Below are 21,087 nucleotides of genomic sequence, written 5' to 3'. Positions count from 1 at the left end.
CGGGTAACGTGCGTCTACTGTCAGAAATGACAGTAGACGGCACCGTTGGTCGGATAGTGTTCTGCACACCTGCGAAGCGCCAAGAGCGCTGGCTCAGGTTTTCAACACCCGGCCACTGGCCGCAACGACCACCAGCAACAGCGCGATCACGCCGAAGGCGAAGCTCAAGCTGCTGCCATGTGCGATGAAGCCGATCACCGCGGGCCCCGCGAGAATCCCCGCATAACCCAGGGTGGTGATGGCTGGCACGGCGATATGCTCGGGCATGACCTTTTGCTTGCCCACGGCGGTGTACAGCACCGGCACGATGTTCGAGCAGCCAACCCCCACCAATGCGAAGCCGAGCAACGTCACCTCCCAGGCCGGCGCCAGTGTGACCAGTGCCAGGCCGACCGCAGCGGTCAGGCCACCGAGCACAATCACTTTGGTAGCGCCCAACGTGCGCACGATGGCATCGCCGGTCAGTCGTCCGACTGTCATGGTCAAAGCAAATGCGGCATAGCCGAGCCCGGCATAGGCGGTGTCGATGTTGCGCTCGGCCGTCAGGAACACCGCGCTCCAGTCCAGCACCGCGCCTTCGGCGAGGAACACGACGAAGCACAGGCAGCCGATCAGCAGCACCACGCCATGGGGCACGGCAAACGCCGGTCCCGAACGCTCGCTGCCGTAGGGCAGCAGGTGAGGGACGGCCTTGAACAAGGCCAGCAGCACGACCGCGATTACCACGCCGACGGCGCCCAGCGGCGACATGCCGAGGCCGAGCAGGGCGCTGACCCCCGCCGCGCCGACGATTCCACCCAGGCTGAACAACCCGTGAAACCCCGACATCATCGTGCGGCCACTGGCCCTCTCAACGATCACGGCTTGCACGTTGACCGTTGAATCCACCGTACCCAGCCCTGCGCCAAACATGAACAACACGCCAACCAGCAGCGCTGCAGACGACACCGTGGCCAGCAGCGGCAAGGCGGCGCAGATCAACAGGATTCCAACGCTGGCCACCCGTCGAATGCCAAACCGCGAGGCCAACACCCCGGCGATCGGCATCGCCAGAATCGAGCCGCCCCCCAGGCTCAACAGCAGCAAGCCGAGGGTGCCGTCATCCAGCCCAGCCCGCGCCTTGGCGTACGGCACCAGCGGCGCCCACGCGGCAATGCCGATGCCGGCGATGAAGAACGCGATACGTGTCGACATCTGCTCCAGACGCCCGGGACGCGTCGTGGCGGGTGGGGTGATCGCGGTCATGAACAATCCTGGGCCTGTGGGTGGATGCAGCAAACAGGGCCACATCCTTGCACATCAAGGACCATCAGACGACCTTGGGGCAGCGAGTTGGATATGGTGAGGTTTCACGATCGTCATCGCGGGCAAGCCCTAATGCCAGTCAGTTAAGGCGCCAAACCTGTGGGAGCGAGCCTGTTCGCGAAGACGGCAACACAGCCAACATCTCCGTTGACTGACCTACTGCTATCGCGAGCAGGCTCGCTCCCACGCGGGTTTCGCTTAACTGACTGGCATTAGGGCAAGCCCGCTTCCACATTGACTGAGTTGAACGCAACGGCGCGAACGACTCGTAATCTGTGGGAGCAACTGTCTTAGCCATGCCGCTCGTCACCGCCATCGCCGGCAAGCCGGTCTCGCTCCCACAGGAATCTGGGTTGAGTCCGTAGGAGCGAGGCTTGCCCGCGAACCGGCCAGTCCATCCAACATCAATGTCGCCAGGTTTACCGCCTTCGCAGGCAAGCCTCGCTCCTACAAGAAATCCGGGCCTGACACGGGATGGGTGTTCACCGTGGACCAGGGTGGTGTGGGCTTGCCCGCGATGGGGCCCGGCAGGTCACATGACCTAACGAGCCGAGCCAACCATCTGCACCACCGCCATCTCCCGCTTCATCAACACGTTCCCCGCGCGGATCGAGTACAGCGGCAAACCCTGGCTGCGGATCAATTCGTAGTCGCTGTCGGCCGAGAGGATCAGCAGGTTGGCCGGCCGTCCTGGCTCCAGCCCGTAGCGTTCGCCCAGGGCCATGGCCTTGGCGCTGTTGTCGGTCACCAGGTCCAGGGCGCTTTGCAGGTTGCGGTAGCCGAGCATGTGGCAGATGTGCAGGCCCGCTTCGAGCACCCGCAGGATGTTGCCGTTGCCCAGCGGGTACCACGGGTCGACGATGGAGTCCTGGCCAAAGCACACGTTCATCCCGGCTTCGAGCAGTTCGTTGACCCGAGTTACGCCACGGCGCTTGGGGAAGGTGTCGAAGCGTCCTTGCAGGTGGATGCTTTCGGTGGGGCAGGAGACGAAGCTGATCCCCGACGCCTTGAGCAGGCGAAACAGCTTGGCGCAGTAGGCGTTGTCGTAGGAGCCCATGGCGGTGGTGTGGCTGGCGGTCACCCGCGAGCCCATGTCGCGGCGGCGGGCTTCTTCGGCCAGCACTTCGAGGAAGCGCGAGTGCGGGTCGTCGGTTTCGTCGCAGTGCACGTCCACCAGGCAGCCGGTGCGTTCGGCCAGGTCCATCAGGAACTTGATTGAGCTGACGCCCTGGTCGCGGGTGTACTCGAAGTGCGGGATGCCGCCGACCACGTCGGCGCCCAGGGCGATGGCCTCGGTCATCAGTTCGCGGCCGTTGCGGTAGGACTCGATGCCCTCCTGGGGGAAGGCGACGATTTGCAGGTCGATCAGGTGCCGGCTTTCCTCGCGCACTTCGAGCATGGCCTTGAGTGCGGTCAGTTGCGGGTCGGTGACGTCGACGTGGGTGCGCACGTGCTGGATGCCGTGGGCGGCCAGGGTGTCGATGGTTTTTTTCGCCCGGGCCTTGGTGTCTTCCAGGGTGATGGTGGCCTTGCGTTCGCCCCAGCACTCGATGCCTTCGAACAAGGTGCCGCTCATGTTCCAGCGCGGTTCGCCGGCCGTCAGTGTGGCGTCGAGGTGGATGTGCGGCTCGACGAAGGGCGGCACCACCAGGTTGCCGGCGGCATCCAGGTCCTCGGGGCCCAGGGTCGGGGCCTCGGTCTGGCGGGCGATGCTGGCGATCAGGCCGTTTGCCAGGTGCAGTTCATACAGGCCGTCATGGTGGCGCAGGCGGGCGTTGATGATGTGCATGGGGCGGGTCCTTTGGTCAGTCGATGGCGCCGTTCAATGGGTGAATCATAGGCACAAAAAAACCACCGGGGCAGGTGGTTTTTTGGGGGGCGCTCGTTACTCGCCGCGATAGATGCAACCGCTGGTGCAGGTCTCGTGGATGCGGATCGCGCTGAGTTCAGGCAGCAGGGGCTTGAGTTCCTGCCAGATGAACTGGGCCAGCACTTCGCTGGTCGGGTTCTCAAGGCCCGGGATGTCGTTCAGGTAGTTGTGGTCCAGGCGCTCGTAGAGCGGCTTGAAGATTGCCTTGATTTCCGAGAAGTCACGGATCCAGCCGGTGTGCGGATCGAGGTCGCCGCTCAGGTGAATCGCCACCTTGAACGAGTGACCGTGCAGGCGCCCGCACTTGTGGCCATCCGGGACGTGAGGCAGGCGGTGGGCGGATTCGAAGGTAAATTCTTTGAAGATTTCCACAGTGTTTTGAGCTCTATCAGGTGGCTATCGCCCGCGGCGATGGGGCAGGCCGCGAGTCTACCAGCTAGAAATAGCGTGTGTGGGAAAAGCCTGACTAAAGGGTCAGCAGATGTTCGCCCAGGCGCCCGCCGGCGGCGAGTTCGAGAAACTCATCCCCCAGGCGCTGGCTTTCGTCCATGGCGGTCTTCCAATACGCCTGGCGACCGGCCGGGTCGTTGATGAAGCGCTTGAAGTCGTTACGGTCGGGCAGTTTTCCATAGGGCAGGCGCGCCAGGTAGGCCTTGGACGGGGCCACCAGCAACACGTTGTGCAGGCGAGCGGTGCAGGCGCGGCGCCAGGGCAGGGTCTTGTCGAACCAGCCGGGGATCACCCGGTCGGTGAAGTGCGGGTAGAGCACGATGTCGTCGCCGCTGTAGGGCAGGTCGAGGTGGTAGTCCAGCAGGCCGCCGTCGCGGAAGGTCCCGGCGCCGGCGCCAGGCAGGTCGCGCACGCCTTGCATGACCATCGGGATCGAGCCCGAGGCCAGCAGGGCCTGGCGCAGGTTGCCGGCATTGAGGGGCACGAAGCGCGAAGGGAAGTCGTTGAGGGCATTGAGCGGCGGAGCCAGGCGTGGGTCGTGGACGATCAGCCGTTCGAAGTGCCGCGCCAGGCGCGAGCGACCGCGCAGATTGTCGGCGATCACGGACGACAGCCCGAGACCCAGTCGAGCGCGATGGTCGTCGGCCAGCAGGCCGTGGCTTTTGACCACCATGATGTTCAGGCGATAGAGCGGGTTGGCCAGCAACTGCGCATCACGGCCGTCGAGCAGCTCATCCAGCATGCGCTGGGAACTCTGGCTGATTTGCGCCATGGTCACGCCCTTGGCAAAGGTCTGGGCGTTGTACAGCTCGCCGAGGCGTTTGAGGCCCTCGGCGGCGTCCGGCAAGCAGGCGCTGGCGAAGCGCCAGGAGCCCACCGAGGCGCCGATCAGCGAGCGTTCCCGCGGGGCAGCCGGCAGCCAGCCACCGAACAGCGCCAGGTCCAGGCCCTGGATGCCCAGGGCCTTGGGGCCACCGGCGGCACCGGGCAGGGTGCCGACGTCCAGGGCGCTCAATCCGTTCTCACGAATCTGCTTGAAGGCCCGTGGGCCGGCCTTGAGGGTCAGGGCCGGGAATTTGATGTGGATAGCAGTCATGCCGGCCTCGGGTGGTGGGGGCTGGGAGTGTAGAGGGACGCCTAACCCTGTGTTGTTCATTGATCAGCAATAATGGCCATTCAGTTTCAATTAAGTTCACCGCGTTAGGTTGGCGGGTACGCACATCTGGAGGCTCCATGAACACAATCCTGCGCGCGGCGATCCTGGTCGCCCTGACCACCAGCCTGGCCCAGGCCCGTGACCTGGGGCGCGACGAAGCCCAGAGACTGCGCGACGCTGGTACCATTCAATCCTTTGAAGCACTCAACGCCAAGGCGTTGGCCTTGCACCCAGGCTCCAGCGTGGAAGAAGCCGAACTGGATGAAGTCTATGGCAAGTACATCTATGAGATCGAGTTGCGCGACCCACAGGGGATTGTCTGGGAGCTGGAATTGGACGCTGTCAGTGGGCAACTACTCAAGGATCATCAGGATACGTAATGACCGTTAATCTGCGCGCTTATGGGCCAGTCGCCGTGGCGCTCCTGGCATTTTGCTCGGTGGGACTGGCCCGTGACCTGGATCAGGACGAAGCCCTGCGCCTGCGCCAGCAGGGGATCATCCTGCCGCTGGAGCAACTGTTGCAGCAGGCGCTGGACCGCTACCCCGGCGCCAGGTTGCTGGAGGCCGAGCTTGAAGAGAAGCGCGGCGTCTACATTTATGAAGTCGAGTTGCTGACCCCCCAAGGGGTGGTCCGCGAGCTGGACCTGGATGCCACCACCGGCCGTTTGCTCAAAGACAAGGAAGATTGACCGATGCGCTTGCTGCTGGTTGAAGACAACGTGCCGCTGGCCGACGAGTTGCTGGCCGGGCTCAATCGCCAGGGCTATGCGGTGGACTGGCTGGCCGACGGTCGCGATGCGCTGTATCAGGGCAGCACCGAACCCTATGACCTGGTGATACTCGACCTGGGCCTGCCCGGCTTGCCGGGGCTGGAGGTGCTCAGCCAATGGCGCGCGGCCGGGCTGGCGACCCCGGTGCTGGTGCTGACCGCCCGCGATTCCTGGGCCGAGCGCATCGAAGGGCTCAAGGCCGGCGCCGACGATTACCTGAGCAAGCCCTTTCATCCCGAGGAGTTGCACCTGCGCATCCAGGCATTGCTGCGCCGTTCCCACGGCCAGGCGAATCAACCCACGCTCAAGGCTGCCGGCTTGCAGTTGGACGAGGGCCGCCAGTGCGTGATTCGTGACGGCGCCGAGGTGCAACTGACTGCGGCCGAGTTCCGCCTGCTGCGTTACTTCATGCTGCACCCCGGGCAGATCCTCTCCAAAAGCCACCTGGCCGAACACCTTTACGACGGTGAGACCGAGCGCGACTCCAATGTGCTGGAAGTCCACGTCAATCACCTGCGGCGCAAGCTGGGCCGTAGCGTGATCGAAACCCGCCGCGGCCAGGGCTACCTGTTTGCCGGGCAAGCCTAGATGCGGTCGATCCAACGGCAGTTGAGCCTGGGGCTCGTGAGTGTCCTGGTGGTGGTCGGCCTGGTGCTGGCGCAAACCAGCCTGTGGGTGTTCGAGTTGGGGTTGCAGCGCTACCTGGAGGCGGGGTTGCGCAACGACAGCGAAGACCTGCTGGTGGCACTGGTACGCGGCCCGCAAGGTGTGCAACTGGACGAACGCCGTTTGTCACCGGCGTATCAGCGCCCGTTTTCCGGGCGCTACTTCCGTATCGACTTTGCCGACACCCACTGGCGCTCGCGCTCGCTCTGGGATCAGGAGTTGCCATTGCTCGATCAGCCTGGCCTGCACAGCAACCTGCAGCTGGGGCCGGAGGGCCAGCAGTTGCTGGTGTTGCGTTCGGACTACCGGCGCCTGGGCCAGGCGATTTCCATCAGTGTGGCCCAGGACTACACCCCGGTGCGCGAGAGTTTCCAGCGTATGCGCCAGGTCGGCCTGGGGCTAGGGGTCGCCGGGCTGCTGCTGATCCTGTTCTTGCAGCGGCTCACCGTGCGCCGCGCCTTGCGCCCACTGGAAAGCGCCCGGGAGCAGATCGCCCAGTTGCAGCAAGGACAGCGTTCGCAACTCGATACCCAGGTGCCCGAGGAGTTGGAGCCGCTGGTGGCGCAGATCAACCACCTGCTGGCCCACACCGAAGACAGCCTCAAGCGCTCGCGCAATGCCCTGGGCAACCTCGGTCATGCGCTGAAGACGCCGTTGGCGGTGCTGTCGAGCCTGGCGGCCGGTGACAAACTCGACGCCCACCCGCAGGTGCGCACGGTGTTGCAACAGCAACTGGCCCAGGTTCAGCAACGTCTCAACCGCGAGCTCAACCGTGCCCGGCTGGCCGGTGATGCGCTGCCCGGCGCACAGTTTGACTGTGATGCCGAGCTGCCAGGGTTGTTGGCGACCCTGAATATGATCCACGGCGAACACCTCGACCTGAGCTACCGCGCCCCCCCCGGCCTGCACTTGCCGTGGGACCGGGAGGACCTGTTGGAACTGCTCGGCAATCTCTTGGACAACGCCTGCAAATGGGCTGACGCCGAGGTGCGCTTGAGCGTGACCCAAGTGGACGAAGGTTTTGTGTTGGTGGTGGAAGACGATGGCCCGGGGATTGTCCCTGCGCAGCGTGAGCAGGTACTCAGCCGCGGTACTCGCTTGGATGAACAGACCGACGGCCATGGCCTGGGGCTGGGCATCGTGCGCGATATCGTCGAGGCATGGGGCGGGGGGCTGTGCCTGGAAGACAGCGAGTGGGGCGGGCTGAAGGTGGTGGTGCGGTTGCCGGGGCGCTGACAGCGATTTGATCAACGCGGATGAACCCTGTGGGAGCGAGGCTGAAGAGGCCTGCACATTCAACATCAATGCAGGCTGACACACTGCTTTCGCGAGCGGGCTCGCTCCCACAGGGGATTGAGGTTGAGCCCGTAGGCGCGAGGCTTGCCCGCGAAGAGGCCAGCCCATTCAACATCGATGTTGCCAGACTTACCGCTTTCACCGGCTTGCCGGCGATAGCGGACTGTCAGTCGACATCACTGCTGGCTGTGCTGACCCCTTCGTCGGCAAGCCGGTCTCGCTCCCTTTTTCAATCCGGGTCAGACCCGGAATTGATCCATCAGGCTCTGCTGTTGGTTCGCCAGGCTGTTGAGCGCCTGGCTGACCCGGGCCGACTCGTTGGCCTGGCCCGACAGTGATTCGGTGACGTCGCGAATGGTCGCCACGTTGCTGTTGATTTCCTCGGCCACCGCGCTCTGTTCTTCGGCGGCGCTGGCGATCTGCAGGTTCATGTCGGTGATCACCGTCACCGCCTCACCGATCTGGCGCAGGGCCGTCACGGCTTGGCTGACCTGTTCGACACTGCCCTGGGCCTGGCGATGGCTGTTACCCATGGACTCGACGACTTCCTGGGTGCCGTTTTGCAGGTGCTCGATCACCTGGCGGGTTTCCTCCACCGACTCCTGGGTGCGGCGTGCCAGGTTGCGCACTTCGTCGGCGACCACGGCAAAGCCACGTCCGGCCTCGCCGGCACGGGCGGCCTCGATTGCGGCATTGAGGGCCAGCAGGTTGGTTTGGTCGGCGATGGAGCGGATCACTTCCAGCACTGAACCAATCTTCTCGCTGTTGGTGGCCAGGCCTTCGACCTGGATCATGGCGGTGCTCATGTCGGCCGCCAGGCTGTCAATGCTGGTGGTGGTGCGGTCGATCACGGTCAGGCCCTGGCGGGTCGCCTGGTCGGCGTCGCGTGCGGCCTGGGCGGCTTGTGCGGCGCTGCGGGCGACGTCCTGGGCGGTGGCGCTCATTTCGTGGGACGCGGTGGCCACCTGGTCGACCTGGCGGTATTGCTGTTCCATCCCGGCGCTGGTCTGGGTGGCGATGGCCGACGACTGGTCCGCCGTGCTGCGGGCGTCCTGCACCGAGCGTTTGACCTCGGCGATGATCGGTTGCAGCTTGTCGAGGAAGCGGTTGAACCAGCCGGCCAGTTGCCCGAGTTCGTCCTGTTTGTCGTAGGCCAGGCGGCGGGTCAGGTCGCCTTCGCCGCTGGCGATGTCTTCGAGCATGTGGGCCACGCCGAGGATCGGCTTGGTCACGCTGCGTGCCATCAGCCAGATCAGCAGCAAGCCAATGACCGCGGCCAGCAGGCCCAGGCTCAGTTCGATCAAGGTGCCGGTGGCGTTGCGGTCATCCAGCTCTTTCTTCAGCGCTTCGGCCGGGCCGACTACGACCTTTTCCGGTACCTCGAGCAATACGCCCCACGGTTTGCCGCCAGGAATCGGTTCGAAGGGCGAGAGGACCTTGAGCAGGTCGTCGGCGTGCAGGCTCTGGGGCGTCTGGCCGGTGCTGAGCAGGGCGATCAACTGGGCGCCGTTGGTCTTGTCGACCGTGTCCAGGCGCTGGCTGAGCTTGCTGGCATCCTTGCTGTAGCCCGCCAGCAGGCCGGCTGGGCTCAGGATGCTGATGGTGGTCTGGCCGTCGTAGAGCTTTTTGCTCGCCTGCTGGCTGATCGCTTGCAGGCTGTTGAGGTTGATGTCCACCGACAGCGAGGCAACGACTTTGCCCTCCAGCATCAAGGGGAAGACGATGCTGGTCATCAGCACGTTCTGGCCGTCGATCTCATAGAAGTACGGTTCGATGACGCAGGGCTTGAGCTGTGTGCGCGGGCAGGTGAACCAGGCGTTGGCCGCTTCGCCGCTGGGGCCGGTGCGGGTGTCGGCGATGTCTTTTTCGGGCAGGGCCATCGCGCTCAGCTTGCCGGCGGTCGGTTGCGACCAGTACAGGGCGAAGCGGCCCTTGTCGTTGCTGCCCAGTTCATCTTGGTTGGCGAACAGTTCGTCCTTGCCATCCAGGGCGTTGGGTTCGAACACCAGCGACAAACCGAGCAGTTGTGGGTTGGCTTGCAGCGCCGACTTGACCTGGCGGGTCAGGTCTTCGCGCAGGTCGAAGGCATCGAGGAAGCGTTTCTCGGCCTGCTCGCGCAGGAACAGCACCTGGCGGGAGAAACCGTGGCCATATTGATAGGCATCCATGAACTGCTGGCGGATGCCGGCTGCCTGGACTTCGCCCTGGGCCTCGATGCGGGCTTGGGCCGCTTCGTTGAGCATTTCCATGCTTGAGGCTTTGACCAGTTCGGAACTGTGCTCCATGCGATACAGCGAGAGCCCCACCAGCAGGGTCACGATGCTGGCCAGGCAGAGCCCGGTGAGCAGGGTGATTTTCCATTGGATAGAGAATTGTCGAAGCGACATGGAGGCGTCCTTATTCGATAAATATCAGAGACTTTGCACTGTAACGGCCGAACGGCGGGGTTCTTGAGTGGTTGCGGTCGAGGCGGCCGGGCGGCTGAATGGGTGGGCGTCTTCGTGAGCAGGCTCGCTCCCACCGGGGGAGGGCCGGTGTCGGGTTGGTTTTGACAAGCGCGGCCGGCTGCGGCACAGTGCGCGCCCTCTAATAAAACCTCTATTCAATCCGACGTGGGCCTATGCAGCCGACGGGCCGGACTCATGCTGTTTGGGCAGGTTTTACCTGCGATTGTATTGAAAGGAACGATGATGAATGCAGTAATTGCCGCGGTTGGCGTCATGCTTGTGCTCAGCCTGTCCCGCGTTCACGTGGTGATCGCGCTGATCGTCGGTGCGCTGGTGGGTGGCCTGGTCGGCGGGCTGGGGATCGATGCCACGCTCAAGGCCTTCAACAGTGGCCTGGGCGGCGGGGCGACGGTGGCGTTGTCCTATGCGTTGCTCGGTGCGTTCGCGGTGGCGATTGCCAAGTCCGGGCTGGCGCATGCCTTGGCCGACAAGGCGCTGGCCCTGGTGGACCGCCAGGATGTAGCGGGCGGTGGCCAGGTCAAGTGGCTGTTGATCGGATTGCTATGGGTGGTGGCGATTGCCTCGCAGAACATCCTGCCGATCCACATCGCGTTCATCCCGTTGCTGGTGCCGCCGTTGTTGTACGTGCTGACCAAGCTGCAGCTGGATCGGCGCCTGATCGCCTGTGTCATGACCTTCGGCCTGATCACGCCGTACATGTTCCTGCCGGTGGGCTTCGGCAACATCTTCCTCAATGAAATTCTGCTGGCCAATGTCGCCAAGAGTGGCGTGGACATCAGCGGCATCAACGTCACCCACGCAATGGGTATTCCGGCCCTGGGCATGGTATTTGGCCTGTTGATGGCGTTTGTCAGCTACCGCAAGAAGCGCGTGTATGACCTGGGGAAAATCGAGCGGGTCGAGCAGGTGGACGTGCAGTACAACCCGTTGACCTTGATGGTGGCCGGGCTGGCGATCGCGGCGGCCTTCATCATTCAGTTGCTGTTCGACTCGATGATCATTGGCGCCCTGGCGGGGTTTCTGATCTTTTCGGTGTCCGGCGTGGTGCGCTGGCGTGAGACCGATGACCTGTTCACCGAAGGCATGAAGATGATGGCGATGATCGGTTTCATCATGATCGCCGCCTCTGGCTTTGCCGAAGTGATGAAGGCCACCGGGGAAGTACAGACGCTGGTGCAAACGTCGGCCTCGTGGATCGGGCACAGCAAGGGTGTGGGTGCGTTGTTGATGTTGCTGGTGGGGCTGCTGGTGACGATGGGCATCGGTTCGTCGTTTTCCACGGTGCCGATTCTGGCGGCGATTTTTGTGCCGTTGTGCGTGCAGTTGGGTTTCAGCCCGTTGGCCATTGTTTGTATCGTGGGGACTGCCGGTGCGCTGGGCGATGCGGGTTCGCCGGCCTCGGATTCGACGCTGGGGCCGACTTCGGGTTTGAACATTGATGGCCAGCATCACCATATTTGGGACACGGTGGTTCCTACGTTCTTGCACTACAACCTGCCGTTGCTGGCGTTTGGTTGGGTGGCGGCGATGGTGTTGTAAGCGGGGCACGGGGTTGGTGGGAGCGAGACCGGCTTGCCAGCGAAGGCGGTCTGACAACCAGCCCAGCTCTTGCGGATGTACCCCGCTCAATTGAGTGTGGGAGCCTGCTCGCGAAGGCGGCAACACAGCCAACATCTCCGTTGACTGACCTACTGCTATCGCGAGCAGGCTCGCTCCCACGTGGGTTTCGCTTAACTGACTGGCATTAGGGCAAGCCTCGCTCCTACAAGGAATTGAGCTGCTCCCCGGATGTGTGTTCGCCGTGGACCAGGGTGGGAGCGGGCTTGCTCGCGAAGAGGCCAGCGCAGTCAACTCCAGTTTGGCTGCCTCGTCGCTATCGCAAGCCGGTGGCTTACTTGCCGCTTACGTCGCGCATCAATAGGGCAAATTCCAGGTCCACGGCGTCCGGGATGGGCAGGTAGACGGTGTGGCCGTCGCCCGGGGCTACGTCAATCGCCGCGCCCTGGATGTTTTGCAGTTGGTGCAGGTCGAAGTGGTAGTTGCCCTTGGGGGTCATCAGTTCCATGTGGTCGCCCAGGCCGAAGCGGTTTTTCACCTTGACCTCGGCCAGCCGCTCGCGGCGCAGGCCTGTCAGTTCGCCGACGAATTGCTGGCGTTCCGAGACTGAGCTGCCGTTCTGGTAGTTCTGGTACTCATCGTGCACGTGGCGGCGTAGGAAGCCTTCGGTGTAGCCGCGTTGGGCGAGGGATTCGAGGTCGGTCATCAGGCTGCGATCAAACGTGCGACCGGCCACGGCATCGTCGATGGCGCGGCGGTAGACCTGGGTGGTGCGTGCGCAATAGAAGTGGGATTTGGTCCGGCCTTCGATCTTCAATGAATGCACGCCCATCTGGGTCAGGCGCTCCACGTGCTGCACGGCGCGCAGGTCCTTGGCGTTCATGATGTAGGTGCCGTGTTCATCTTCGAAGGCTGGCATCAGTTCGTCCGGACGATTGGCTTCGCGCAGCAGGAACACCTGCTCGGTGGGTGCACCGATGCCCAGGGTGGGTTCTGGTTGGTAGCGCTGGACGATGTCGCCGGTGGTGTTTTGGGTGGCGGGTTCGGCGGCGTACTTCCAGCGGCAGGCGTTGGTGCAACTGCCCTGGTTGGCATCGCGCTTGTTCATATAGCCCGACAGCAGGCAGCGCCCGGAATAGGCCATGCACAGGGCGCCGTGGACGAATACCTCCAGCTCCATGGCGGGCACTTGTTGGCGGATTTCGGCGATCTCCTCCAGCGACAACTCCCGCGACAGGATGATCCGGCTCAGGCCTTGCTGTTGCCAGAACTCGACGCTGGCCCAGTTCACGGTGTTGGCTTGCACCGAGAGGTGGATTGGCATCTGCGCGAAGTTGCGACGGACCAGCATGATCAGACCGGGGTCGGACATGATCAGTGCGTCCGGGGCCATGGCGATGACCGGTTCCAGGTCCCTGAGGAAGGTTTTGAGTTTGGCGTTGTGTGGGGCGATGTTAACCACCACATAGAAGCGCTTGCCTTGGGCCTGGGCTTCCTGGATGCCGAGGGCCAGGTTGGCATGGTCGAATTCGTTATTGCGCACCCGCAGGCTGTAGCGCGGCTGGCCGGCGTAGACCGCATCGGCGCCGTAGGCAAAGGCATAGCGCATGTTTTTCAGGGTGCCGGCGGGGGCGAGCAGTTCGGGTGTGGCGAGGGTCATGGCGGCGTCGATCGCAAAAGGGCGCGAGGGTAGGGCAGACGCGCCCGGCCGGCATTGATCTGGGTCAGGTGGATGAAGCGCCCGGCCTCACGCGTTAATGACAAAAAGCGCGATACGTTTCGACAGCGCCTGCGCGGCGGGCAGGGACGTGAGCGGACCGCTGATCGGCACGCCGTCCTGCATCAGGTACCAACAGGCCAGCAGTCCCCGCTCCCTGAGTGACGGGGGGACGGCGCTGCCGACAACGGACATGATCTGAACCTGGGTCATAAGGACTTCCATCAAACGATGGGGTTACCTTACTGAGCCGCCGGTCCCGGGGACAATCGACGCGCTCGATAGTGCTTATTGACGCGGTTGAGGCGTCGCGGGTCAGTCGACGACCTGGTCGAGCAGGTGCATGACTTCGTGGTCATTGAGCAGGCCCTTGCGCACCAGGTTTTCGGCCAGCAGCGAAAGGAACTTGGCACTGCGATGACCCTCAAGGTGCTTGAGTTCGGTCAGCGCGCTGTAGACCTTGCTGGAGGTACACAGGCCAACGATGCGGTGTGGGTTTTGCGTGGGCATGGCGCTCGTCCTTGTTTTTATGAGCCGTTGGTTCCAGAGCTTGCTCAACGGTCATGACATAAATATGACAGTTGTGCGGGCAAGCCAAGGCATTCGTCGTATCAATCATGCCAAGTTTGAACCCGGTCACTGTTCCGCCAGCGACCTTGGCAAGAGTCATTCAGACATGGCCAGACGAAAGCAGGCCCCGATTGAACGCGGGGCCTGGTGTATTCGACGCCTGTCTCCAGCCTGGGCCTTAGTAGCGAGGCTGGCCGTAGTAGACCGGCTGGGGTTGGATGTAGACCGGCTGTGGCTGGTAGTAGACCGGTGGCGGGGCCTGGTAGTAGACCGGCGGCGGTTGCACGTAGACCGGTTGCTGTACGTAAACGGGGCGTGGTGGCGAGTTGGCAACGACCGCCCCGCCAACCACGGCACCCAGTACCGCGCCGACAGCCAGTGGAGCCACCCAGCGATTGCCACCCCAATACCCACCACCGTGGCCACCATAGTAGTAGCCACCATGGGCCTGGGCTTGTCCTGCGACAGCCAATGCACCGATCAGCAAAGCGACGACAGGAAGTTTACGGATCATGATAAGCCCTCTTGATTTCGCCCCAGCGCGTGGAACTGCAATAGACCCAAGGATTGTCGCGGGGATAATGTTCTGACAGCGTTCTTGGATGAATCCGCGACGCGGATGAGTAAATTTTGTGTAAGGTCTGTACCGTCTTCCTGGCCGGCCGAACCCCATGGGGCCAGGCGTCTGGTAATGATTGTGCACAGCCTCAGGGCTGGCTAGTCCGTCCGTCTGAACGTGTGTCCTCAAGGAGTTTTCCCGATGCTGATCAACCCCAACAAAGACACCCAGCTGTGCATGTCACTGTCGGGCCGTCCCGGGAATTTCGGCTTGCGCTTCCACAACCACCTCTACGAGCAACTGGGCCTGAATTTTTACTACAAGGCATTCAGTAGCCAGGACCTGCCGGGGGCCATTGGTGGGATTCGCGCCCTGGGCATTCGCGGTTGCGGCGTGTCGATGCCGTTCAAGGAAGCGTGCATTGCACTGGTCGATGAGCTGGATGCCTCGGCCGCCGCCATTGCCTCGATCAATACCATCGTCAACACCGATGGCCACCTCAAGGCCTACAACACCGATTACCTGGCCATCGAGCAATTGCTCAAGACCCACGCCGTGCCGCAACACGCATCGTTTGCCCTGCGTGGCAGCGGCGGGATGGCCAAGGCCGTGGCCAGTGCGCTGCGCGATGGTGGTTACTCAAACGGCCTGATCATTGCCCGTAACGAAAGCGCCGGGCGGGCCCTGGCCGACGCCCTGGGGTATCACTGGCAAGCGGAACTGGGCGATGCGCGCCCGCAGATGCTGATCAACGTCACGCCCATCGGTATGTCAGGCGGCAGCGAGGCCGATCAACTGGCCTTTGAAGTCGACGCCATCGCGGCGGCGAGCATCGTCTTTGATGTGGTGGCGATTCCGGGGGAAACCCCGCTGATCGTGCACGCACGCGAGGCCGGCAAGCAGGTGATCACCGGCGTTGAAGTGATTGCGATCCAGGCGCTGGAGCAGTTTGTGCTGTACACCGGCGTGCGCCCCAGCGACGAGCAGTTTCACACGGCCGTGGCGTTCGCTCGCGGCTGAGGTTATTCCAGGCGTGCCAGGCGCTCTTCCAGTGCCGCAATGCGCGCCTCCAATTCTTCGATGCGTTCCACCGACACGCCGGCGGCGCCACGTTCTACGGGGTACTGGCGCGCGGCGAGGATCGCGTCGATGTCCGCCGGGTCGCCCAGGGTGTGCATGTAGCGGTCTTCGCGCTGGCCCGACTGGCGCGGCAACAGCATTGCCAGGCCCCGGGCGATCAGGCGTTCCATTTGATGGACCACCTGTTCGGCGTCTTCGAAGTCGTGCATGCGGCCGCTACGGGTCAGCAGTTCATTGACGGTCTGTGGCCCGCGCAGGAACAGCAGGCCGCTGAGGATCACTTGTGCGGGCACCAACTCCAGTGCCTTGTCCAGGCGATGTTCCCAGCGGTCGGCGCGGCTGCCCATCACCAGGCGGGTGAAGCCGTGCCCTTCCAGCGCACGCAGGCTTTGTCCGACCTGGCCCTGGCTGAGGTTCATCACCGGCTCGCGGCTGGTCTTCTGGTTGCAGGCGATGACCAGGGCGTTGAGGGTCAGGGGATAGGTTTCGGGGCTGGTGGCTTGCTTTTCGATCAGGGAACCGAGAATGCGCAGCTCCGTGCTGCTGAGTTGAAGTGCTTGCGGCGAACGTTCTTGTTCAGTGCTCATGGTGTCTGGCCCCTTACTCACTGTTAGTTTAGGGGCCTAAGATAATTCAAACGCCGGCACTTGGGCACACTCGTTGTGCCTGCGTTGTGCTATGGCGCCTCGAATACGCTCATTAGCTCGGCAGGCACGCATTCACGGCCAGTGCTGCGGCAGACAGCCCACGTGCTGTCTGTTGGTGTTTGTCACCGCTTGCCCGGTCCTGGTGGGTGCGCAGTTCGGTGATCGTTGACGCCAACGGTCGCCTGAAGTGCTGGGCTGTCACGTCTCGTGGGATAAAAGACCCGCCGCACGGCCACGCAAGCATGGCTATAATCGCGCCATGCTTGACCCTTATCCCGCCCCATCTTTGACGAGACTGCCATGACTATTTCCCTGTACGCCGCTTCCGTTCCTGTCTTCAAGCAAATGCTCACCGCGCTTGGTGATGTGCTGGCCAAGGCTGAAGCCCACGCCACGGCGAAGAACATCGATCCTAATGCCTTGCTGCAAGCGCGCCTGTTCCCGGACATGTTCGCGCTGGTACGTCAGGTGCAGATCGCTGTCGACTTCGCCAAGGGCGTTTCCTCGCGCCTGGCGGAAGTCGAGTTGCCTAAGTACGACGACAACGAAGTGACCTTCGCCGACCTGCAAGCGCTGATCGCCAAGGTGCTGGCGTACATTGATGGCATTAAGCCTTCGCAGATCGACGGCAAGGAAGGCATCGAGATCATCACCCGTCCGGGCACTCCGAAAGAGAAACGCTTCAGTGGCCAGGCTTACCTGCTGACCTACGGCCTGCCGCAGTTCTTCTTCCACGTCACCACCGCCTACGCGATCCTGCGTCACAACGGTGTTGAGGTGGGCAAGCGCGATTACATGGGCGCGTTCTAAACCCGTAGGCCACTAAAAAGCCCGTCCTGGTGTGAGCCAGGACGGGCTTTTTTGTGGGCGCTTTCAGGCCGCCTGCGATCTCTTGTGGGGGCGAGCCTGCTCGCGAAGACGGCAGCACATCTAACATTGATGTGACGGATAGACCGCTTTCGCGAGCAGGCTCGCGCCCACAGGGGCTTACGCGGCTTGTGGGCCTTTATCTTCTTCGGCCAGGCAGGCTGCGGCGGTGAAGAGTACGTCGGTGGAGGAGTTCAGCGCGGTTTCCGCCGAGTCCTGCAGTACGCCAATCACAAAGCCGACCGCGACCACCTGCATGGCGATTTCGCTTGGGATGCCGAACAGGCTGCACGCCAGCGGAATCAGCAGCAGCGAGCCACCGGCCACGCCGGAGGCGCCACAGGCGCAGACCGCGGCGACGACGCTGAGCAGCACGGCGGTCGGGATGTCCACGGCGATGCCCAGGGTATGGACGGCGGCCAGGGTCAGGACGGTGATGGTGATCGCCGCGCCGGCCATGTTGATGGTGGCGCCCAGGGGGATCGACACCGAGTAGGTGTCTTCGTGCAGGCCCAGGCGCCTGCTCAGTTCCAGGTTGACCGGGATGTTCGCCGCCGAGCTGCGGGTGAAGAACGCGGTGATCCCGCTTTCACGCAGGCAGGTCAGGACCAGTGGATAAGGGTTGCGGCGCAGCTTCCAGAACACGATGGCGGGGTTCATCACCAAGGCCACGAACAGCATGCAGCCCAGCAGCACGGCCAGCAGGTGCAAGTACCCGAGCAGCGCGCCAAAGCCCGAGGTGGCCAGGGTGGAGGCCACGAGGCCGAAGATCCCCAGCGGTGCAAAACGAATCACCAGGCGCACGATCAGCGTGACGCCGTTGGACAGGTCGCCCAGCACCTGGCGGGTCGCCTCGCCGGCATGCCGGATCGCCACGCCCATGCCAATGGCCCAGGCCAGGATGCCAATGAAGTTGGCATTCATCAGGGCGCTGACCGGGTTATCGACCACGCTCAGCAGCAGGCTTTGCAACACTTCGGCGATACCGCCCGGGGCTGTCACGGCGATATCGTGGGTCAGCAGCACCAGCTTTGAGGGGAACAGGCTGCTGGCCACCACGGCGACCACGGCTGCCGCGAAGGTGCCCAGCAGGTACAGGAACAGGATCGGGCGGATGTGGGTTTCCTGGCCGTGCTTGTGGTTGGCAATCGAGGCCATGACCAGCACGAACACCAGGATCGGCGCGACAGCCTTGAGCGCCGAGACAAACACCTTGCCAATGAACGCGGTGGATTTCGCCAGCTCAGGGGCGAACAGGGCCAGGGCGATACCGGCGAGCAAGCCGATGACGATCTGGGTGACCAGGCTGATGCGGGTGAGTCGTTGTACTAATGAAGGCGGTGCAGCAGTCATAGCGGTATCTCTGATTTTTTAAGGTGCTGTGAGTCCAGGGGCTTGCAGCAACAAACGGGCAGGCGGCACTAAGGGCGGACCTGCGCGGGGCTGGGACTTTATCACAACCCAGGTCCTATCCCTCAGGCCTGTGACGAACTGCCGCCGGGGTGATTCAACCGTGATGCGCGCTGTCGCGGGTCGCCGCTTGCGGACACACTCTGTTAAGATTCGCCATCCTCTTCTTCATCTCCCCTCAGTGAACCTTCGGGTCGTCGCTGGCGTTGTCGTTTTCTGGAGTTACCCATGTTGTTACCCATTCTGTTGCTGTCAGCCGCCGGCTTTACCGTGCTGACCACTGAATTCATCATTGTCGGCCTGCTGCCTTCGATCGCCCGCGACCTGCAGGTCAGCATTCCCCAGGCGGGGCTGCTGGTGACCTTGTTTGCGTTTACCGTTGCGGCGTTCGGGCCGTTCCTGACGGCGTACTGCGCGCGGTTCGAGCGGCGCCGGCTGTTTATCACGGTGCTGGTGATCTTCGGCCTGTCCAACGCCTTGGCCGCCATGGCCCCGAATATCGGGGTGATGGCCTTGGCGCGGTTGATTCCAGCGTTGGGCTTGCCGGTGTTTTGGGCGCTGGCCAGTGAAACCGCAGTGGACATTGTCGGGCCGGATTACGCCGGGCGGGCGATTGCCAAGATCGGCTTCGGGATTGTCTGTGCCACAGTGTTCGGCATTCCCATCGGCACGCTGATTTCCGATGCGTTCGGCTGGCGCAGCGCGTTTGGGTTGTTGTCACTGATTGCGTTCGCCAAGGCCTTGCTGCTGTTTGTCTACTTGCCCGCGACTGACCTGCACCAACGCCCCGCGAGCCTGGGCTCACAGTTCAAGATCCTGCGCAGCCCGCTGCTGCAAGGGCACATGTTGCTGTCGATTCTGGTGTTCAGCGGCATGTTCACGGCGTACACCTACCTGGCGGACATCCTTGAGCGCCTGGCCGGATTCAACGGCACGTTGGTCGGCTGGTGCCTGATGGGTTTTGGTGCGGCCGGGCTGATCGGCAACTCGCTGGGTGGGCGCATGGTCGATCGCCATCCGCTGATGGCCTCGATGGTGTTCTGCGCCTTTCTGGTGTGCGGCATGGTGGCGCTGGTGCCGAGCATCCATTCCACCCTTGGCTTGGCGGCGGCACTGGGGATCTGGGGCGTGACCCAGGCCGCGTTGTTCCTGGTCAGCCATGTGCGGCTGATCAAGGTCGCACCGCAGGCTCCGGCCTTTGCCGCCTCGCTGAACATTGCGGCAGCCAACCTGGGGATTGGCCTGGGCGCGCTGGTCGGTGGGCGGGTGATCGACACCCTGGGCCTTGGTAGCCTCGGCTACACGGCGGCCGGTTTTATCCTGGGGTCGATTGTGCTGGCATTGCTGTTGATGCGCTTCAAGTCGCCAACGGTGTGCATCCCTTAAAGTGTGGTAAACAGCTCGCGGCGGGCACCTTCGGTGATGGCGACGATGCCGGGGTGCTTGACCTTGCGCTCCACCGAAATGGCGTAAAACGATTCGGTCACCGCGTCGGTCTGGCCGATCAACTGCACGCCGTACTGGCGCCGGACCTCGTCGGCAATCACGCTGGGGCCGATGAAGAACCCGCTGCCGGATTGTCCAAATGCTTGCATCAAGGCGCTGTCATCGAACTCGCCGACAATGCGCGGCTGGATCTGCTGTTCGGCAAACCAGCGCTGCAAGCGACTGCGCACCACGGTTTCCTGGCCGGGAATCAGCAGCGGCGCACCATGCAGGCAGCCAGGGAAGTCGGTGCCGTACTGCTCGGCCAAGGCCGGGGTGGCGAAAAAACTGATGCCGCATTCGCCCAGCTTCTGGCTATAGCCCTTGATGTCCAGGTGCGAGGGCATCGGGCTGTCGGAAATCACCAGGTCCAGGCGCTGAATCGCCAGGTCAGCCAGCAAGCGCTCCAGCTTGTCCTCGCGGCAGGTGATGCGCAGGGGCTCGTTGAGCTCCATGGTCGGTGCAATCAGGCGGTAGACGATGGACTTGGGGACCACGTCGGCAACGCCCACCCGAAACACGATCTGCTGCTCATTGGGCTGGGCCCGCAGCATGGCTTCCAGTTCACCACCCAATTGGAACATCTGTTCGGCGTAGGGCAGGGCCTGGCGACCGGCTTCGGTCAGTTCCAGTTGGCGCCCGACGCGGCGAAACAATTCGATGCCATAGGTTTGCTCGAGCAGGCTGATCTGCCCGCTGATGGTTTGCGGGGTCAGGTTAAGCTGTTCGCACGCACGCACAATGCTGCCGGTCTTGGCCACGACCCAGAAGTAATGCAGTTGCCGGTAATTGAGCATGGCTTTCGTCGATTCGTAAAAACCGAAGTATACCCGCTAAAAATACGAATTTTCCTGAAGTGTTCGGGTCCTTAGAATGTCCCGCTATTGATGGGCCGCCACCTTGGTCCCTCCCGTTCTATCGAGGAAAGCATGATGAAGTTCAAATCCCTAGCTACTGTGTCCCTAGTGGCGGCCTTCGCCCTGGTGCTCGGTGGTTGTGACCAAGCCGAAAAAAGCGCTCAACAACTGATGGGTAAGGCCGCCGAATCCGCCAAGCAGGCCATCGACGACACCCACAAGGCCGCCGAACAAGCCTTGAGCGACGCCACTGGCAACCTCATTGGCAAGAAAGAAGGTGCAACCGACGACGACAGCGAGAAGAAAGAAAGCGCGTCGCAGGAAATCTAACCCGTTCAACACCGAGTCAGGACTG

At 62.9% G+C, this 21,087-nt stretch carries 20 protein-coding genes and 2 pseudogenes; 9 read left to right on the top strand and 13 right to left on the bottom strand.

Annotation, left to right across the window (positions count from 1 at the left end):
• Positions 1 to 93 precede the first annotated feature (93 nt).
• From BMW74_RS08230 to BMW74_RS08215, 4 genes are all read right to left on the bottom strand, one after another.
• Entirely contained in the window at positions 94 to 1,245 is a 1,152-nt protein-coding gene (locus tag BMW74_RS08230) for an MFS transporter (protein WP_093416425.1), read from the bottom strand.
• Between the two features lie 601 nt (positions 1,246 to 1,846).
• Positions 1,847 to 3,094, bottom strand: coding sequence for a cytosine deaminase (gene codA / locus BMW74_RS08225; protein WP_093416420.1), 1,248 nt, complete (start codon positions 3,092 to 3,094; stop codon positions 1,847 to 1,849).
• Positions 3,095 to 3,190: 96 nt separating this feature from the next.
• Positions 3,191 to 3,547, bottom strand: coding sequence for a 6-carboxytetrahydropterin synthase QueD (queD, locus tag BMW74_RS08220; protein WP_093416416.1), 357 nt, complete (start codon positions 3,545 to 3,547; stop codon positions 3,191 to 3,193).
• 94 nt (positions 3,548 to 3,641) lie between these two features.
• Complete coding sequence (locus BMW74_RS08215; RefSeq protein WP_093416411.1) at positions 3,642 to 4,721, bottom strand: patatin-like phospholipase family protein; 1,080 nt, start codon at positions 4,719 to 4,721, stop codon at positions 3,642 to 3,644.
• Positions 4,722 to 4,858: 137 nt separating this feature from the next.
• Between BMW74_RS08215 and BMW74_RS08210 the strand changes: the two genes are divergently transcribed.
• From BMW74_RS08210 to BMW74_RS08195, 4 genes are read left to right on the top strand one after another with little or no spacing between them, the layout of a single operon-like run.
• Entirely contained in the window at positions 4,859 to 5,161 is a 303-nt protein-coding gene (locus tag BMW74_RS08210; protein ID WP_093416405.1) for a PepSY domain-containing protein, read from the top strand.
• Positions 5,161 to 5,472, top strand: coding sequence for a PepSY domain-containing protein (locus BMW74_RS08205; protein WP_093416400.1), 312 nt, complete (start codon positions 5,161 to 5,163; stop codon positions 5,470 to 5,472). Before BMW74_RS08210 ends, BMW74_RS08205 begins: the two co-directional genes overlap by 1 nt.
• A gap of 3 nt (positions 5,473 to 5,475) precedes the next feature.
• Complete coding sequence (locus BMW74_RS08200; protein WP_093416395.1) at positions 5,476 to 6,141, top strand: response regulator transcription factor; 666 nt, start codon at positions 5,476 to 5,478, stop codon at positions 6,139 to 6,141.
• Complete coding sequence (locus BMW74_RS08195) at positions 6,142 to 7,455, top strand: sensor histidine kinase (protein WP_093416390.1); 1,314 nt, start codon at positions 6,142 to 6,144, stop codon at positions 7,453 to 7,455.
• Positions 7,456 to 7,754: 299 nt separating this feature from the next.
• On the opposite strand, the pseudogene BMW74_RS25690 reads toward BMW74_RS08195, so the two are convergent.
• Positions 7,755 to 8,267 (bottom strand): annotated as a pseudogene (locus BMW74_RS25690) (methyl-accepting chemotaxis protein); the annotation flags it as partial.
• A gap of 345 nt (positions 8,268 to 8,612) precedes the next feature.
• A pseudogene (locus BMW74_RS25685) lies at positions 8,613 to 9,683 on the bottom strand (HAMP domain-containing protein); the annotation flags it as partial.
• 522 nt (positions 9,684 to 10,205) lie between these two features.
• Between BMW74_RS25685 and BMW74_RS08185 the strand changes: the two are divergent.
• Entirely contained in the window at positions 10,206 to 11,522 is a 1,317-nt protein-coding gene (locus BMW74_RS08185) for a Na+/H+ antiporter family protein (RefSeq protein WP_175479176.1), read from the top strand.
• Positions 11,523 to 11,874: 352 nt separating this feature from the next.
• Here the strand turns inward: BMW74_RS08185 and yegQ are convergent, their stop codons facing one another.
• From yegQ to BMW74_RS08165, 4 genes are all read right to left on the bottom strand, one after another.
• Positions 11,875 to 13,200, bottom strand: a complete 1,326-nt coding sequence (gene yegQ / locus BMW74_RS08180) for a prephenate-dependent tRNA uridine(34) hydroxylase TrhP (protein ID WP_093416377.1) — start codon at positions 13,198 to 13,200, stop codon at positions 11,875 to 11,877.
• A gap of 87 nt (positions 13,201 to 13,287) precedes the next feature.
• The gene (locus BMW74_RS08175; protein ID WP_093416372.1) at positions 13,288 to 13,470 is read right to left on the bottom strand and encodes a hypothetical protein; all 183 of its coding nucleotides are present in this window, start codon (positions 13,468 to 13,470) and stop codon (positions 13,288 to 13,290) included.
• A gap of 102 nt (positions 13,471 to 13,572) precedes the next feature.
• Positions 13,573 to 13,767, bottom strand: a complete 195-nt coding sequence (locus tag BMW74_RS08170; protein WP_093416367.1) for a hypothetical protein — start codon at positions 13,765 to 13,767, stop codon at positions 13,573 to 13,575.
• A 238-nt stretch (positions 13,768 to 14,005) separates the two neighbouring features.
• Positions 14,006 to 14,341, bottom strand: coding sequence for a hypothetical protein (locus BMW74_RS08165; RefSeq protein ID WP_093416363.1), 336 nt, complete (start codon positions 14,339 to 14,341; stop codon positions 14,006 to 14,008).
• 246 nt (positions 14,342 to 14,587) lie between these two features.
• On the opposite strand from BMW74_RS08165, the gene BMW74_RS08160 reads away from it, so the two are divergent.
• The gene (locus BMW74_RS08160; protein WP_093416358.1) at positions 14,588 to 15,406 is read left to right on the top strand and encodes a shikimate 5-dehydrogenase; all 819 of its coding nucleotides are present in this window, start codon (positions 14,588 to 14,590) and stop codon (positions 15,404 to 15,406) included.
• Positions 15,407 to 15,408: 2 nt separating this feature from the next.
• Here the strand turns inward: BMW74_RS08160 and BMW74_RS08155 are convergent, their stop codons facing one another.
• Entirely contained in the window at positions 15,409 to 16,053 is a 645-nt protein-coding gene (locus BMW74_RS08155) for a YceH family protein (protein WP_093416353.1), read from the bottom strand.
• Positions 16,054 to 16,413: 360 nt separating this feature from the next.
• Here BMW74_RS08155 and BMW74_RS08150 point away from each other — a divergent pair, with 360 nt between their 5' ends.
• Positions 16,414 to 16,923, top strand: a complete 510-nt coding sequence (locus BMW74_RS08150; protein WP_093416349.1) for a DUF1993 domain-containing protein — start codon at positions 16,414 to 16,416, stop codon at positions 16,921 to 16,923.
• Positions 16,924 to 17,100: 177 nt separating this feature from the next.
• On the opposite strand, the gene sstT is transcribed toward BMW74_RS08150, so the two are convergent.
• Positions 17,101 to 18,333, bottom strand: a complete 1,233-nt coding sequence (sstT, locus tag BMW74_RS08145; protein WP_093416344.1) for a serine/threonine transporter SstT — start codon at positions 18,331 to 18,333, stop codon at positions 17,101 to 17,103.
• Between the two features lie 285 nt (positions 18,334 to 18,618).
• On the opposite strand from sstT, the gene BMW74_RS08140 reads away from it, so the two are divergent.
• Positions 18,619 to 19,776 carry an MFS transporter gene (locus BMW74_RS08140; RefSeq protein ID WP_093416339.1) on the top strand — a complete coding sequence of 386 codons (1,158 nt, stop codon included), beginning with the start codon at positions 18,619 to 18,621 and terminating at the stop codon, positions 19,774 to 19,776.
• Here BMW74_RS08140 and nhaR read toward each other — a convergent pair.
• Positions 19,773 to 20,672, bottom strand: coding sequence for a transcriptional activator NhaR (nhaR, locus tag BMW74_RS08135; protein ID WP_093416335.1), 900 nt, complete (start codon positions 20,670 to 20,672; stop codon positions 19,773 to 19,775). The genes BMW74_RS08140 and nhaR overlap by 4 nt on opposite strands.
• A gap of 135 nt (positions 20,673 to 20,807) precedes the next feature.
• Between nhaR and BMW74_RS08130 the strand changes: the two genes are divergently transcribed.
• Positions 20,808 to 21,062 carry a hypothetical protein gene (locus BMW74_RS08130; RefSeq protein ID WP_093416331.1) on the top strand — a complete coding sequence of 85 codons (255 nt, stop codon included), beginning with the start codon at positions 20,808 to 20,810 and terminating at the stop codon, positions 21,060 to 21,062.
• Positions 21,063 to 21,087 lie beyond the last annotated feature (25 nt).

It is taken from the genome of Pseudomonas sp. ok272, from assembly GCF_900109995.1.
GTDB lineage: Bacteria > Pseudomonadota > Gammaproteobacteria > Pseudomonadales > Pseudomonadaceae > Aquipseudomonas.
This window is presented reverse-complemented; position numbering and strand designations above follow the sequence as displayed.